Source organism: Pandoraea sputorum (assembly GCF_000814845.2).
Taxonomy (GTDB): Bacteria; Pseudomonadota; Gammaproteobacteria; order Burkholderiales; family Burkholderiaceae; genus Pandoraea; species Pandoraea sputorum.
Map to the genome: position 1 here is coordinate 1,843,362 of NZ_CP010431.2, position 13,549 is coordinate 1,856,910.

Sequence of the window (13,549 nt, forward strand, 5' to 3'; positions counted from 1 at the left end):
GTTCGTCGGGAAGTCGTCGCAACATCGCAACATCGCACCAGCAAGACTAAAAAAGCTGCATCAAGGAGACGAATGCAATGGCAGGAGGCGCCTACATCCTCGCGTTCGATCAGGGCACGACCAGTTCGCGAGCGCTGCTGTTCGATCGCGACGGTCACGTCGTCGCGACCGCGCAGAAAGAGTTCCGTCAGATCTACCCGCATCCGGGCTGGGTCGAGCACGATCCACGTGAGATCTGGGCGACGCAGGCCGGTGTTGCCGCCGAAGCGCTCACGCACGCGGGCGTCGGTGGCAGCGACATCGCGGCCATCGGCATCACGAACCAGCGCGAGACGACCGTCGTATGGGATCGGCGCACGGGTGAGCCGGTGTACAACGCCATCGTCTGGCAGGATCGCCGCACGGCCGATTTCTGCGACACGTTGCGTGCGCAGGGCAATGAGGCGCTCGTCGCGCAACGCACTGGTCTGCGCATCGATTCCTACTTCTCCGGCACCAAGATTCGCTGGATTCTCGAAAACGTCGACGGGGCACGTGAGGCAGCCGAAGCGGGGCATCTCGCGTTCGGTACCGTCGATAGCTGGCTGGTGTGGCACCTGACCGGCGGCAAGCTGCACGTGACCGACGTGTCGAATGCGTCGCGCACGATGCTCTTCAACATCCACACGCTCGAATGGGACGACGAACTGCTGGCGCTGCTCGACGTGCCGCGCAGCATGCTGCCCGAAGTCCGTTCGTCGAGCGAAGTCTATGGGCACACGGCCACACCGTTGTTCTCCGCCCCCGTGCCGATTGCGGGCATCGCGGGCGATCAGCAAGCCGCGCTGTTCGGGCAGATGTGTCTGTCGCCGGGCATGGTGAAAAACACCTACGGCACCGGCTGCTTCATGGTGATGAACACCGGCGACAAGCCGCAGGCGTCGAGTCATAACCTGCTGACGACGGTCGCGTGGAAGATCGGCAACCGGGTGGACTACGCGTTGGAGGGCAGCATCTTCATCGGCGGCGCGGTCGTGCAATGGCTGCGCGACGGGCTGGGCATCATCCGTCATTCGCGCGATGTCGAAGCGCTCGCCACCAGCGTGCCCGATGCCGACGGCGTGGTGCTGGTGCCCGCGTTCGCCGGACTCGGCGCTCCCCACTGGCAGCCGCGCGCACGCGGCACGTTGTTCGGCGCGACGCGAGGCACGACTGCCGCACACGTGGCGCGTGCCGCGCTGGACAGCATCGCGTTCCAGACGCTCGACGTGCTGCGCGCCATGGAAGCCGACGCCGGTCTGCACGTCTCGGAATTGCGCGTGGACGGCGGCGCGGCGGCCAACGATCTGCTGATGCAATGGCAAGCCGATCTGCTCGGCGCGGACGTGGTGCGTCCCAAAGTGATCGAGACGACGGCCGCAGGCGCGGCGTACCTCGCGGGACTGGCGGTGGGGTATTGGCCGGACATCGACACGCTGCAGCGTCAATGGCAATTGCAGCGCCGCTTTTCGCGCAAGCTGTCCGAGGAGGACGTCAACCGCGCGGTCGCTGGCTGGCAGCGAGCAGTGCGCGCGGCGAAGGTCTGGGCGGAAGCGTCTTAGCGCAAGGCCCGCCCGGGCGCGACATGACGGCGGTCTCCGGCGGCGTCGTGCCGACGGTGCCGCCAACTCGCACATCGTTCGCGGGGATGACGTCGGGCCGACTTGGCCGGACTCGCAGGCGCGAGCGACCTGACGCAGGGACTTAGGGCGCAAGGCCCGGTGCGGCGCATTTGCATGATCCTCTCCCCGAATGTTCCCAACGCACGATTCGTCTTTTCACACGACGGTCACTGGTGCAATCCGTCCGCACCCGGGGCGCTCCCGGCGAGGGGATAGGCATCGGGCGTGCCGGGGCCATGTGGCGTGCATGGCTTGATTCCCGAGGCGGTCGGCCTGGCGAAGAGACTTCCCCGAGTGCGGACGGCTTGCATCTTCCTTAATGCGAGAACCGTGCCAAAGCACGCAACCCATTGAATCGACAGGGGAGTTCGACGAATGAAACGGGAGATTCGCCGCTGTGCAGCGGAAAACGTTTCAGGAATGAACGAAGACGAACGAGGGGCCGCGAAAGAAAATTCGTGATGCGTCTGACGGCAATTTAGGCAATGCACTTGACAGCCAATGCCGACGGGCGATTGCGCCGTCGGCATGGCACTTATGCAAAGGGTTATCAACAGTTGTTGTGGATATCCTTGCCGTCAGAGGTAAGGTTCGTTGCGAACTCAGACCGCTGGCTTCTGGCCGACGGTGAACGCGATTTCACCGACACCGGCGACACCGGCGCTCACCTTGTCGCCCGGCTCCAGCGGGCCGACGCCAGCGGGCGTGCCGGTGAAGATCAGATCGCCGGCGGCGAGCTTCACGCTGCGCGAGATCTCGGCGATCAGGTCGGGCACCGACCAGATCAGTTCGTTCAGATCGCCGGTCTGACGGTTTTCACCGTTCACGTCGAGCCACACACGGCCTTCGTTCGGATGGCCGACATCGTCCACGGCGTGCAGCGGGCCGCACGGCGCCGAGGCGTCGAATGCTTTGCCCCAGTCCCACGGACGGCGCGTGTCTTTCGCCTGCTGTTGCAGATCGCGACGCGTCAGATCCACACCCACGCCATAACCCCACACCAGCGACAGCGCGTCGCCGGCATCCACGTTCTCTCCGTCTGCGCCGATGGCGACCACCAGTTCGATCTCGTGATGCAGCTCACTGGTGAGCGGCGGGTAGGGCAGCGTGCCCTCGGCGGCGACCACGGCGTCAGCGGGCTTCATGAAGAAGAACGGCGGCTCGCGGTCCGGATTGCTGCCCATTTCGCGGGCATGGGCGGCGTAGTTACGGCCCACGCAGAACACGCGGCGTACGGGAAAACGGGCATCGCTGCCAGCGACGGCGACCGACGCCTGGGGCGGGGCCGAAATAACGAATTGGCTCATGAGAAGACTCTCGACTGATATGAGACGAATACCGACGACAAACACAAAACAATAAACGCCGTCCGGCAATCGAGTGCCGGACGACGTGGGAAATTCGAATGCTGCGCGCCGTGCGCCGACTACTTGGCGAACACCTGCGACATATCCGCGAACGCCTTGAACTCCAGTGCGTTGCCCGACGGGTCGTAGAAGAACAACGTCGCCTGTTCGCCGACCTGTCCCGCGAAGCGGATATGCGGCTCGATCACGAAGCGGGTGCCGGCGGCGCGCAGGCGCTCGGCCAGTGCGTGCCATGCAGGCATGTCAAGGATAACGCCGAAATGCGGAACGGGAACGTCGTCGCCGTCGACCGGGTTCGTGATGCGCTTGCCCGCCTCGTCCGGCGAAAGGTGCGCGACCAGTTGATGGCCGAAGAAATCGAAGTCGATCCAGTGATCCGAGCTACGGCCTTCGGCACAGCCCATCACGTTGCCGTAGAACTGGCGGGCGGCGTCGAGATTGTGGACGGGGAAGGCGAGGTGGAACAGCGGCGTTGCCATGAGAGTCTCCGGTGCAATGTGGGGTTGAATTCGAGGGGCGGTTTTTCGGTGCGACGCCCCGCGTTATGACGCGTCACCTGCACGCGTCGATTTCCGGTAAATTCTATCCATCGATAAAAATAATAAGAAACGAATAATTCGACCGCTCAGTAACAAAATTTTCGATTCATGATCCGTTACCTCAAAACCTTTGTCACGGCAGCCGAAACGGCGTCGTTCTCGGCAGCGGGCGCACGTCTCGGACTGACCCAGTCGGCGGTCAGCGCGCAGATCCAGCGTCTGGAGGACGACCTCGGCGTGCAGCTCTTCGAGCGCACCGGACGCGCCGTATCGCTCTCCGACGATGGTCGTCGCCTGCTGTCGCAGGCGCAGGGCGTGATCGCGGGCTACCAGTCCATGCGCGGCGAAGCGGGCGCGTTTGGCGGTCAGGCGGCGCTCGCGCCGATCAACGTCGGCGCGATTCTGACCGTGCAATTGGGGCTACTGCCGGGCGCAGTGCAACGCTGGACGGCGCTGGGCGCGATGCCCCATCTGAACATCGTGCCGGGCATGTCGGTGCAACTGCTGGCTCAACTCGATGCACGGGAACTGGATCTGGCCGTCATGATTCGTCCGCGCATCGGCGTGCCCGTCGACATGAAGTGGCTCACGCTGATGCACGAGCCGTATGTCGCCATCGCGCCGAAAGGTGCCAAAGGAGGCACTAAAAGCACGGGCGGGACGGTCGCCGACTGGAGCGCGACGCTGCCGTTCGTGCGCTATAACCGGCGGTCGTACGGCGGCGATCTCGTCGAGCGGTACCTGCGTCGGCATCGGCTCTGGGTGCGCGAGGGCGTGGAGCTCGACGAGCCGGAAGTCATCCTGCGCATGGTGCGCGCGGGGCTGGGCTGGTCCATCGTGCCCGCGACGCTCATCGGTTTGCCGGTCGACGTCGACATGACTCGCACGTCGCCGAAGCAGGGGAAGTCTGGGGGCGCGGGCGTTCAGGTATTGCCGCTGTCGGGTGCGCCGCTTACGCGTGAGCTTGGGGTGCTGGCGCGTCAGTCGGCGCTCAAGCGCGCGCCGGTCAATGCGTTGATGAAATGCCTTAGCGAGGAGGCGGCGTCGCGGGGGTAACCGGTGCGTGGGGCATGTCGCCCGCACCGGCGTCGCCATCGTCATTGGCAGACGGCACGATGGTCGCACCTCCCAGTGCTTGCCAAAGCGCCGCAGTATCGGACAGCCGTGCGCCCTGCGTTTCCAACTGTGCACGGGTGGCGTCAAGCGCCTGACGTTGCGCGTCGAGCAGGGCGAGATGGCTGATACCGCCAGCACGATAGCGAGCCTCGGCGATGCGGTAGGCAGTCTCGGTGCGTTGCGCGGCGTCGGCCTGTGCGACCAGCTTTTCGGCATCGGCGTCGAGCGCACGCATCGCATCGGCGACTTGCGCGAGGCCGAGCAGCACCGTGTCCTGATAGGACGCCAGCGCTGCGTCATACGCGGCCACAGCCGAGCGACGTTGCGCGCGCAACTCACCGCCACGCAAGAGCGGTTGCAGCAGGTTCATCCCGATATTCCAGATGTTGATGCCGTTGCCCAGATCGGCGGTACGCATGCGTTGCGTGCCGAAACTCCCGGTCAAGGTGAATTGCGGATACAGATTCGCGGTTGCGACGCCCACGTCGGCACTGGCCTTGTGCAATAACGCCTGCGCGGCGCGGATGTCGGGGCGTCGGCTGGCCAGCGTCGAGGGCAGCGATACCGGCACCGTTTGCGGCAGTTGCAATGCCGTCAAGTCGATAGTCGGCGATGTGAACGCCCCCGGCGGCTGACCGACCCAGCGTGCCAACTGATGGTCGTACTGTGCGATTTGCTGACGAAGCGGCGGCAATTGCGCCGACGTTTGTGCGACCAGCGCGGCCTGATTCTGGACGTCGAGCGTGGCAACACCGCCAGCACGTTCCCGCGCGCGCGTGATGTCGAGCTGCTGGCGCTGTGCGCTCAGCACGCCCTCCAGCGCGGCGAGTTGGGCGCGGGCGCTGGCCTGTCGCAACGCGGCCGTCACCACATTGCCTGCGAGTGAGAGGCGAGCGGCGTCGCGTTCGAAGCGTTGATAGTCGATCTGCGCGGCAAGCCCTTCGAGCGCACGACGGTTGCCGCCGAAGACGTCGAGCGTGTACGACACATCGACGCTCGCGTTGTACAGCGTAAATGGGCCGGGACTCGGCACGCTGGTGATACCGAACGATGCGAGATCGACCTGCTCGCGCGTGCCGGAGAGCTTCAGATCGGCCGACGGCAGCAGGCGCGCCCCCGCCTGCGCGCGATAGTCCTCCTGCGCTTGCCGCAGTTTCGCCTCGGCCTGCCGCAATGTCGGACTGTCGGCCAGCGCCCGCGCGACCAATGCGTTCAGCGCGGGCGAACCGAAGCGCGTCCACCATTCGGCGGGCACCTCGTCGCCGGAGGTCAGCGTCTGGGGGCCGCTCTGATGAGCGACGTCTCCCGACGTCCCCGCCGTCGTGACCGGTTGCGTGCCACTCGTGTACTGCGCGACGGCCGGGCTATCGGGCGTGCGAAAGTCGGGGCCGACGGCACAGGCCGACAACACAGCGGTCAGCCCAATCAACAGACCGAGCCTGGGCGGTGCGAGGTGAGGGAGCGGAGGGCGCATGGCGCTAGTCGAGCGTGCGTTTATAGAACTTGACGGCCACCGTCATCAGCACGGCGCAGAAGACGAGCAGCGGCCACAGGTCGTGCCAGGCGTCGGCCCAGCCGTTGCCCTTGAGCAAAATGCCACGAATGAGCCGGTTGAAATACGTGAGCGGCAGCACATTGCCGATCGCCTGTGCCCATGCGGGCATGCCGCGAAACGGAAACATGAAACCGGAGAGCAGCATGTTCGGCAGGAAGTAGAAGACCGTGAGTTGCATTGCCTGCAACTGATTCTGCGCGAAGGACGACAGCGCGATGCCGACCGTCAGATTGGCGGCGATGAAGACGAGCGCCGACAGATAGATCGCGATCACGCTGCCTTCGAACGGCACGTGAAACACGAAGCGCGCCGCGATCAGGATGATGCTCGCCTGAATCAGGCCGATGGCGATGTACGGGACGATCTTGCCCGTCATGACCTCGATGGGCAGCACCGGTGTGGCGAGCAGATTCTCCATCGTGCCGCGCTCGCGTTCGCGCACGATGGCCAGCCCGGTCATCATCGCGAGCGTCATCGTGAGGATCACACCCATCAGCCCGGGAATGATGTTGTATTGCGTGATGCCCTCTGCGTTGTACAGCCGGTGGACCTGAACGTCGAAGGGCGCATTACCGGATGAAGCGGATGAAGCGGACGACGAGCCAGACCCGCCCAGCGACGCCAGCGGCCCCGTCAGATCCTTCTGTGCGACGGACTGGGCGATGGCGGGCAGCGCGCCGAGCGCCGAGGCCATGGCCATCGGGTCGGTGGCATCGGCTTCGACGAGTAGCGCCGGGCGCTCGCCGCGCAGCAGGCGGCGTGTGAAGTCGGTCGGAATGTTGAGCACGAACTGCACACGGCCTTGCGCGAGCGCGGCGCGGCCGGCCTCTTCGCTGGTGAGTGTTTCGGTAAAGCGAAAGTAGCCCGAGTGCTGCATGGCGGCGGTGAAGCTGCGTGTGAACTCGCTGTCGTCGTGCATCAGCACTGCGGTGGGCATGTGCTTCGGGTCGGTGTTGATGGCGAAGCCGAAGAGTGTCAGTTGCACGAGCGGCACGGCGACGATCATGGCGAACGTCACCCGGTCGCGGCGTAACTGGAGGAACTCCTTGCACACGATGCTCCACCAGCGCGCGACGGAGAAGCCCAGCGGTGCGCTCATGAGCCGTCTCCGAAGTTGTCTTTCGCGTGACTCATCAGATAGATGAAGACGTCTTCGAGACTTGTCTCGATGGGCGTCGCACGCAGCCCGCGCTCGGTTTCCAGACGGCGCAGGAGCTTCTCCAGTGCGTCGGCGTCGGTGCCGCTCACATGCAAGGTACTGCCGAACGCGACCGTTTGTGCGACGGCCGGTTGTTCGCGCAACGCCCGTGCGAGATCGACGAGGTTGTCGCCGTGCACCGTCCATGTCGACAGATGCTGGCTCTGGATGACCTCGTCCGCCGAGCCTTGCGCGAGCAGTTCGCCGTACGAGATGTAGGCCAGCTTGTGGCAGCGTTCCGCCTCGTCCATGTAGTGTGTGCTGACGAGCACCGAAATACCCTGGGCTGCCAGTTCGTGCAGTTCTTCCCAGAAGTCGCGCCGCGCCGTTGGGTCGACACCGGCGGTCGGTTCGTCGAGCAGCAGCACTTGTGGCTCGTGCAGCATGCACGCCGCCAGCGCGAGCCGTTGCTTCCATCCCCCTGAAAGCGACCCGGTCAGTTGCTTCGCGCGCGCTTTGAGGCCGAGGCGCTCGATGGCGTGTTCGACGGCCTCGCGCCGATTGGGCATGCCGTAGACACGGGCGACGAAATCGAGGTTCTCGCGGATCGTCAGGTCTTCCCAGTACGAGAAGCGCTGCGTCATGTAGCCGACGTGCCGCTTGATCTGTGCGGACTCGCGCACGATGTCGAAGCCGAGGCATGTACCGCTGCCCGAGTCGGGTGTGAGCAGGCCGCACATCATGCGAATGCAGGTCGTCTTGCCGCTGCCGTTCGGTCCGAGAAAGCCGAAGATCTCACCGCGTCGCACTTGCATCGACAGATCCTTCACGACGTGCTTGTCGCCGAAGTGCTTGTTCAGGCCGCGCACGTCGATGGCGAGTGTGTCGTCGTCCTGCCGGACGTTTTGCCGTCCGCGCTCGGACGCCGCCGCGTTTCGCTGCGCGGCGGTGTGATCCGAGCGATCAGCGTGACGAGGGGTGGTCATCGGCGCGTCACCTGCACGGGCTGGCCGGGGTTCAGCTTGATGGCGTCTGCTGCTGCCGGATGCGCCTCGATCATGTACACGAGCTTGTCGCGCGTGTCGTTGCTGTAGATGACGGGCGGCGTGTATTCCGCCTGATTGGCGACGTAGGTCACACGCGCATCCACGCCCGCACCGCAGCCGTCGCAGGCAATGTGTACGGTCTGCCCGGCGCGCAGTTCGCCGAGTGCGGCTTCGGGCACGAAGAACCGCACCTTGATGTTCGCGGGCGGCAGCAGACGCACGACAGGACTGCCCGCCGCCACCCATTCGCCGACCCGGTACATCGTGTCGTAGACGCGACCGGCGGCGCTCGCGACGGCGTGCTTCTGCGAGAGTTGCCAGTCGGCCTGCGCGAGCGACGCGCGTGCTACGTCGACCTGTGCCGCTTGCGACTGGCGTTGTGCCTCGCGGCCGGGCAGACGGGCAACGGCCAGACTGGCCTGCAATTCTTGCACGCGTGCGTCCGTGGTGCGGGCGTCGGCCCGGCTGGCTTCGAGTTGTTCGCGGGAGATGCCGCCAGCGGCGTATTGCGCCTGATCGCGGTCGAACTGGCTGCGCGCTTTGTCGCGAGCGGCGATGGCCTGCGTGAGCTGGGCCTTTGATACGTCGATTTCGTCGGGACGTTTGCCTGTGCCGAGATCGCGCAGTTGGGCCTCGGCGCTTGCAAGGGTCTCGCGTGCGTGGGCCTGCGCGGCACGCTCGAAGGTGGATTCGAGATCGAAGAGGACATCGCCCGCTTTCACCTCCTGGCCGCGTGTGACGGCAAGCGACTGCAAGGTGCCTGCCTGCGAGGAGGCGACGTAGACGAACTCACCTTCGACATAGCCTTGCCACGGCTCGGGGCCACGGTTGCCGCAACCGGCCAACAGCGCGAGCGCAGCGATGGCGGCAAGCGCTGCGGGCGTGGCAGAGGTCATCGCTTTGTTGCACATGCGTGGGAGTGCCGACATGGCGCGCCTCGTGCGTTGCGGTTGTCCGTCGCCACCTTATCGCAAAAGCGAGCGCTGCGGCAATCGGGGCGTGCCGTGTCGGGGCAGGGCTCAGGACCGGCCTCACAAGCGGGCTTACATTCCGACCTGCAACCGGGCGGCTGCATGCGTGCGATGTGACTCTCTGTTATTGTGCGCACATGTCCGAAAGCGCGGGGATGCGCAAGATGCAGCGGCGCAGCGCTCCGGACCCAATGCATGGGAGCTTGATTGATATGTCTCACGACACTTTCGACGAAAACGACTGGAAGCGATTCCTGAAACACATCGGCGAAGATCCGGAACGTTCCGGTTTACATGAAACACCGGCGCGGGTGCAAAAGGCGTGGCGCCAGTGGACGGCAGGTTACGGTCAGGATCCGGCCGAAGTGCTCAAGGTCTTCGAAGACGGGGCTGAGCAATACAACGAACTGATCGTGGTGCGCGGCATTCCGGTGTACAGCCACTGCGAGCACCATCTCGCACCGTTTTTCGGCAAGGCGACCATCGGCTATCTGCCCAACGGCAAGATCGTCGGCCTGTCGAAGCTCACGCGTCTGGTCGATTGCTTTGCGCGTCGCCTGCAAGTGCAGGAGCGCCTGACGACGCAAGTCGCCGAAGCGCTGATGACGCACCTTCAACCGAAGGCCGTCGGTGTCGTGGTGTCGTGCCGTCACATGTGCATGGAGAGCCGTGGCATTCGCACTGCAGGCGAAGAGACGGTGACGTCGTCGATGCTCGGCGAATTGCAACCCAACCTGGCGCTGCGCACGGAATTCCTCGCGCTCGCCCGTGAGCGGTAATCGTATGTAAGGCGGTGCCGAGCGAACATTATTCGCACCGTGAAATAGAAAATGCCAGCGGGCGATCCCGCTGGCATTTTTTTATCGTCGCAATGAAGCGAGCGCCGAATCTGTGGCCGATCAGCGGCCGTATCGCGCAACGATGGTCGACCCGTTCAGCGTGTGACCGGCAAGCGCGACCGTCAGTCCGGCGGCGTCAAGGCCCGGCGGCAGGCTGCCTGGCGCAATGTCGGTCGCCGTCACCGTGATGATGTAGTGATGCGGCGTATCGCCCACCGGCGGGCACGCGCCACGATAGGCTTCGGCACCGGAAATGTTCTTCCCGACGGTGATGTTGTCGCCCGACTTGTTGCCCGCACCGGCGGCCAGTGACGTCACCGAAGCCGGAATGTTGTAAGCGATCCAGTGGACCACGCCGCCGCCCTTGGCACCGTCAGGGTCCGTCATCCGGATCACGACGCTGTGCGTGGCCTGCGGCAGATTCTTCCATTCCAGCGGCGGGCTGGTGTTCTTGCCGCCGCATTCGTTGGCGCCGGCGTACTCCGCAGGTAGCAAACCGCCGTCCTTGAATGCACTGGATGAAACGCTCATGCCTTCGGCATGCGCCGTCCCGGCAAATCCTGCCAATCCGACGAGGCCGCACAGCAGCGCCGTGGCGACAGCCGTCGTGCCTGCCATGCGTTTGACGCCGTTTGTGCGGGTTGCGTCCTGAGATGAAAGCCGATTCATAAGCTGTCTCCTATTTGGCCGTGGCGATGATCAGTTTGAACGGGAGTGCGAGGAGTGCGGTGCCTGCCACACCCGCACACCATAACGCAATAAACCATCCCCAGCCGGTCAGCCGTTGTTGCCAAGACGTGCGGACGTTCGGCAACCTCGGCGACAACGCCGCCGAGGTTTCGCGTCGACGGCGTACACCGGGCCTGACCAGATCAGTGATAGTGCGCATCGTGGGCCACCTTGCCGCGAAAGACCCAGTACGCCAGCATCGTGTAGGCGAGGATCACAGGAATGATGAACGCCGCGCCCCACATCGTGAACGACAGGCTGGAGTGAGGGGCTGCGGCGTCCCACAGCGTAATACCCGGCAGAATCGCGTACGGGTAGGCGCTGATGAGCAGGCCGCTGTAGCCGAGAAACACCAGACCGATGGCGAGCCAGAAGGGCGTGGCGTCGTGCGCGCGCTGCAACACGCGGCGCATCGCGAACGTCGCCCCCGCCACCACGAACGGCACCGGCAGACAGCGCCAGAACCATTCGCCGTCGAACCAGCGCTCGGCCACGAGCGGCACGCGCAGCGGCGTCCAGAGCGAGACGACCGCCATCGTGGCGACGAGCGCAAGCGTCAGCGGCCACGCAACCACGCGCAAACGACGTTGCAGGTCGCCCTCGGTCTTGCCGATCAGCCAGCATGCGCCGAGCAACGCATATGTCACGAGCAGGCCCAGACCGGTGAACAGATTGAAGGCGGTGACCCAGGCGAAAGCGTCGCCCGCGAACTGGCCGTTCTCGACGGGAATCCCCGACAGGTAAGCGCCGAGTGCGACGCCCTGAAAGAACGTTGCGCCTGCCGAACCGCCGATGAATGCCAGATCCCACCATTGGCGCGTGCGGCGCGACTTGCCGCGAATCTCGAACGCAACGCCACGGAAGATCAGGCACACGAGCATGAGCACGAGCGGCAGATAGAGTGCCGAGAGCAGCACCGAATAAACCATCGGAAACGCGGCGAGCAGCCCGGCACCGCCGAGCACGAGCCACGTTTCGTTGCCGTCCCACACCGGGGCGACGGAGTTCATCATCGTGTCGCGCTCACGGGCGTCGGGGAAGAACGGAAAGAGAATGCCGATGCCGAGGTCGAAGCCGTCGAGCACGACGTAAAGAAACAGGCCGAGCGCGATGATGGCGGCCCAGGCTAAGGTCAGATCCATGAGAGTTCTCGCTTGGGTTGAGGTGCGTCGTCGTTCGATTGCCCCGGCAGTACCGGGCCGCCGCGCAGAATCTTGAGCAGGTAGTAGACGCCGGTGCCGAACACGAGGAAGTAGGCGAGCACCAGCACCAGCAGGGAGACCTGCACCTGCTGCGCGCTGACCGGCGACATGGCGTGCGCCGTGCGCATCACGCCGTAGACCACCCACGGCTGGCGTCCGGCTTCGGTTGTCACCCACCCGGCGAGCAGGGCGATGAAGCCGGTCGGCGAAAGCAGCAACATCACACGGGCGAAGTTGCGCGACGCGAACAACGTGCCGCGACGGCGCAGCCACAGCGCAGTGAGCGCTGCACCGATCATCGCCAGACCGAGACCGACCATGATGCGGAAGCTCCAGAACACCAGCGGCACGTTGGGACGCTCGTCTTTCGGAAACTCCTTCAGGCCGCGCACTTCGCCGTCCCAGCTATGCGTGAGGATCAGGCTGCCCAGATGCGGGATTTCGAGCGCATAACGTGTGGTCTCCGACGCCATGTCGGGCCAGCCGAACAGGTTGAGCGGTGTGCCCCCCGTCTTCGTCTCCCACAGACCCTCCATGGCGGCGAGCTTCGCGGGTTGGTGTTCACGCGTGTTCAGGCCGTGAAGATCCCCCACGAACGCTTGCAGCGGCGCGAAGATCAGCAGCAGCCACATGGCCATCGAGAACATGGTCTTGACGGCAGGATCGCGGCGTCCGCGCAGCAAGTGCCATGCGCCCGTGCCAGCCACGACAAGCGCGGCGACCACGAATGCGGCAATGCTCATGTGCGCGAGACGATACGGGAAGGACGGGTTGAAGATCACGTCCCACCACGACAACACGACCACGCGACCGTCAACGATTTCGTAGCCCTGAGGCGTTTGCATCCAGCTGTTCGACGCGAGAATCCAGAACGTCGAGATCAGCGTGCCGATGGCGACGCACAGCGTGGCGGCGAAGTGCGCGCGAGGGCTTACGCGGTTCCAGCCGAACAGCATGATGCCGAGGAAGCCCGCCTCAAGGAAGAACGCGGTCATGACCTCGTAGGTCAGCAAAGGCCCGGTGACAGCGCCCGCGAAACTGGAGAAGCCCGACCAGTTCGTGCCGAACTGATAGGCCATCACAACGCCGGACACGACGCCCATGCCGAAGCACACGGCAAACGCCTTCGACCAGAAGCGGCACAGATCCAGATAGTGTTGCTGACGGGTCTTGAGCCAGAGACCTTCAAGGACGGCGATGAAACTCGCCAGACCGATGGAGACGGCGGGGAAAACGATGTGAAACGAGACCGTGAACGCGAATTGCAGGCGTGCGAGGTCGAGGGCATCCGGAACGGCAGTCATGTTGCGCTCTATGTATGCAATTAAACCCTGTCTTGTATGGTGACATTGGCGAAATATCACCGCTTGTTTGCATGCATATTAGGCGTTGCTGCGGCGCAGCATG

General features: G+C 64.6%; 12 protein-coding genes. 3 read left to right on the forward strand and 9 right to left on the reverse strand.

All coding sequences use genetic code 11. The annotated features are described in order from the left end of the window. Window positions 1-77 precede the first annotated feature (77 nt). Window positions 78-1,580 carry a glycerol kinase GlpK gene (glpK, locus tag NA29_RS08220; protein ID WP_039397423.1) on the forward strand — a complete coding sequence of 501 codons (1,503 nt, stop codon included), beginning with the start codon at window positions 78-80 and terminating at the stop codon, window positions 1,578-1,580. Window positions 1,581-2,242: 662 nt separating this feature from the next. On the opposite strand, the gene NA29_RS08225 is transcribed toward glpK, so the two are convergent. Together NA29_RS08225 and NA29_RS08230 are read right to left on the reverse strand one after the other, a co-directional pair. After that, window positions 2,243-2,947, reverse strand: a complete 705-nt coding sequence (locus NA29_RS08225; protein WP_039397425.1) for a fumarylacetoacetate hydrolase family protein — start codon at window positions 2,945-2,947, stop codon at window positions 2,243-2,245. A gap of 119 nt (window positions 2,948-3,066) precedes the next feature. Further along, on the reverse strand, window positions 3,067-3,486 hold the full coding sequence (locus NA29_RS08230; protein ID WP_039397427.1) for a VOC family protein: 420 nt from the start codon (window positions 3,484-3,486) through the stop codon (window positions 3,067-3,069). Window positions 3,487-3,654: 168 nt separating this feature from the next. Between NA29_RS08230 and NA29_RS08235 the strand changes: the two genes are divergently transcribed. Beyond that, window positions 3,655-4,602, forward strand: coding sequence for a LysR family transcriptional regulator (locus NA29_RS08235; protein WP_039397429.1), 948 nt, complete (start codon window positions 3,655-3,657; stop codon window positions 4,600-4,602). Here NA29_RS08235 and NA29_RS08240 read toward each other — a convergent pair. Genes NA29_RS08240 through NA29_RS08255 form a run of 4 tightly spaced genes read right to left on the reverse strand, consistent with a single transcriptional unit; the run spans window position 4,574 to window position 9,330 of the window. Beyond that, entirely contained in the window at window positions 4,574-6,136 is a 1,563-nt protein-coding gene (locus tag NA29_RS08240) for an efflux transporter outer membrane subunit (protein ID WP_072633231.1), read from the reverse strand. The two genes, NA29_RS08235 and NA29_RS08240, sit on opposite strands and share 29 nt — an antisense overlap. A 4-nt stretch (window positions 6,137-6,140) precedes the next feature. Continuing rightward, window positions 6,141-7,316, reverse strand: a complete 1,176-nt coding sequence (locus NA29_RS08245) for an ABC transporter permease (RefSeq protein WP_039397431.1) — start codon at window positions 7,314-7,316, stop codon at window positions 6,141-6,143. After that, window positions 7,313-8,341, reverse strand: a complete 1,029-nt coding sequence (locus tag NA29_RS08250) for an ABC transporter ATP-binding protein (RefSeq protein WP_084103557.1) — start codon at window positions 8,339-8,341, stop codon at window positions 7,313-7,315. The genes NA29_RS08245 and NA29_RS08250 overlap by 4 nt, the downstream gene beginning before the upstream one ends. After that, complete coding sequence (locus tag NA29_RS08255; RefSeq protein ID WP_224786819.1) at window positions 8,338-9,330, reverse strand: HlyD family secretion protein; 993 nt, start codon at window positions 9,328-9,330, stop codon at window positions 8,338-8,340. Before NA29_RS08255 ends, NA29_RS08250 begins: the two co-directional genes overlap by 4 nt. A gap of 254 nt (window positions 9,331-9,584) precedes the next feature. Here NA29_RS08255 and folE point away from each other — a divergent pair, with 254 nt between their 5' ends. Beyond that, window positions 9,585-10,151, forward strand: coding sequence for a GTP cyclohydrolase I FolE (gene folE / locus NA29_RS08260; protein WP_039402766.1), 567 nt, complete (start codon window positions 9,585-9,587; stop codon window positions 10,149-10,151). A gap of 120 nt (window positions 10,152-10,271) precedes the next feature. Here folE and NA29_RS08265 read toward each other — a convergent pair whose 3' ends face one another. The 3 genes from NA29_RS08265 to NA29_RS08275 form a co-directional block, all read right to left on the reverse strand. Further along, window positions 10,272-10,880 carry a YbhB/YbcL family Raf kinase inhibitor-like protein gene (locus NA29_RS08265; RefSeq protein ID WP_084103559.1) on the reverse strand — a complete coding sequence of 203 codons (609 nt, stop codon included), beginning with the start codon at window positions 10,878-10,880 and terminating at the stop codon, window positions 10,272-10,274. 203 nt (window positions 10,881-11,083) lie between these two features. Next, window positions 11,084-12,082, reverse strand: coding sequence for a cytochrome d ubiquinol oxidase subunit II (gene cydB / locus NA29_RS08270; protein WP_039397434.1), 999 nt, complete (start codon window positions 12,080-12,082; stop codon window positions 11,084-11,086). After that, on the reverse strand, window positions 12,073-13,446 hold the full coding sequence (locus NA29_RS08275) for a cytochrome ubiquinol oxidase subunit I (RefSeq protein ID WP_052252631.1): 1,374 nt from the start codon (window positions 13,444-13,446) through the stop codon (window positions 12,073-12,075). The genes cydB and NA29_RS08275 overlap by 10 nt, the downstream gene beginning before the upstream one ends. Between the last annotated feature and the right edge of the window lie 103 nt (window positions 13,447-13,549).

Coding starts and splice junctions, on each gene's coding strand:
- NA29_RS08275 (WP_052252631.1), bottom strand. CDS start 13,446: ATGACTGCCGTTCCGGATGCCCTCGACCTCGCACGCCTGCAATTCGCG.
- NA29_RS08250 (WP_084103557.1), bottom strand. CDS start 8,341: ATGACCACCCCTCGTCACGCTGATCGCTCGGATCACACCGCCGCGCAG.
- NA29_RS08240 (WP_072633231.1), bottom strand. CDS start 6,136: ATGCGCCCTCCGCTCCCTCACCTCGCACCGCCCAGGCTCGGTCTGTTG.
- folE (WP_039402766.1), top strand. CDS start 9,585: ATGTCTCACGACACTTTCGACGAAAACGACTGGAAGCGATTCCTGAAA.
- NA29_RS08265 (WP_084103559.1), bottom strand. CDS start 10,880: ATGAATCGGCTTTCATCTCAGGACGCAACCCGCACAAACGGCGTCAAA.
- NA29_RS08235 (WP_039397429.1), top strand. CDS start 3,655: ATGATCCGTTACCTCAAAACCTTTGTCACGGCAGCCGAAACGGCGTCG.
- cydB (WP_039397434.1), bottom strand. CDS start 12,082: ATGGATCTGACCTTAGCCTGGGCCGCCATCATCGCGCTCGGCCTGTTT.
- NA29_RS08245 (WP_039397431.1), bottom strand. CDS start 7,316: ATGAGCGCACCGCTGGGCTTCTCCGTCGCGCGCTGGTGGAGCATCGTG.
- NA29_RS08230 (WP_039397427.1), bottom strand. CDS start 3,486: ATGGCAACGCCGCTGTTCCACCTCGCCTTCCCCGTCCACAATCTCGAC.
- glpK (WP_039397423.1), top strand. CDS start 78: ATGGCAGGAGGCGCCTACATCCTCGCGTTCGATCAGGGCACGACCAGT.
- NA29_RS08255 (WP_224786819.1), bottom strand. CDS start 9,330: ATGTCGGCACTCCCACGCATGTGCAACAAAGCGATGACCTCTGCCACG.
- NA29_RS08225 (WP_039397425.1), bottom strand. CDS start 2,947: ATGAGCCAATTCGTTATTTCGGCCCCGCCCCAGGCGTCGGTCGCCGTC.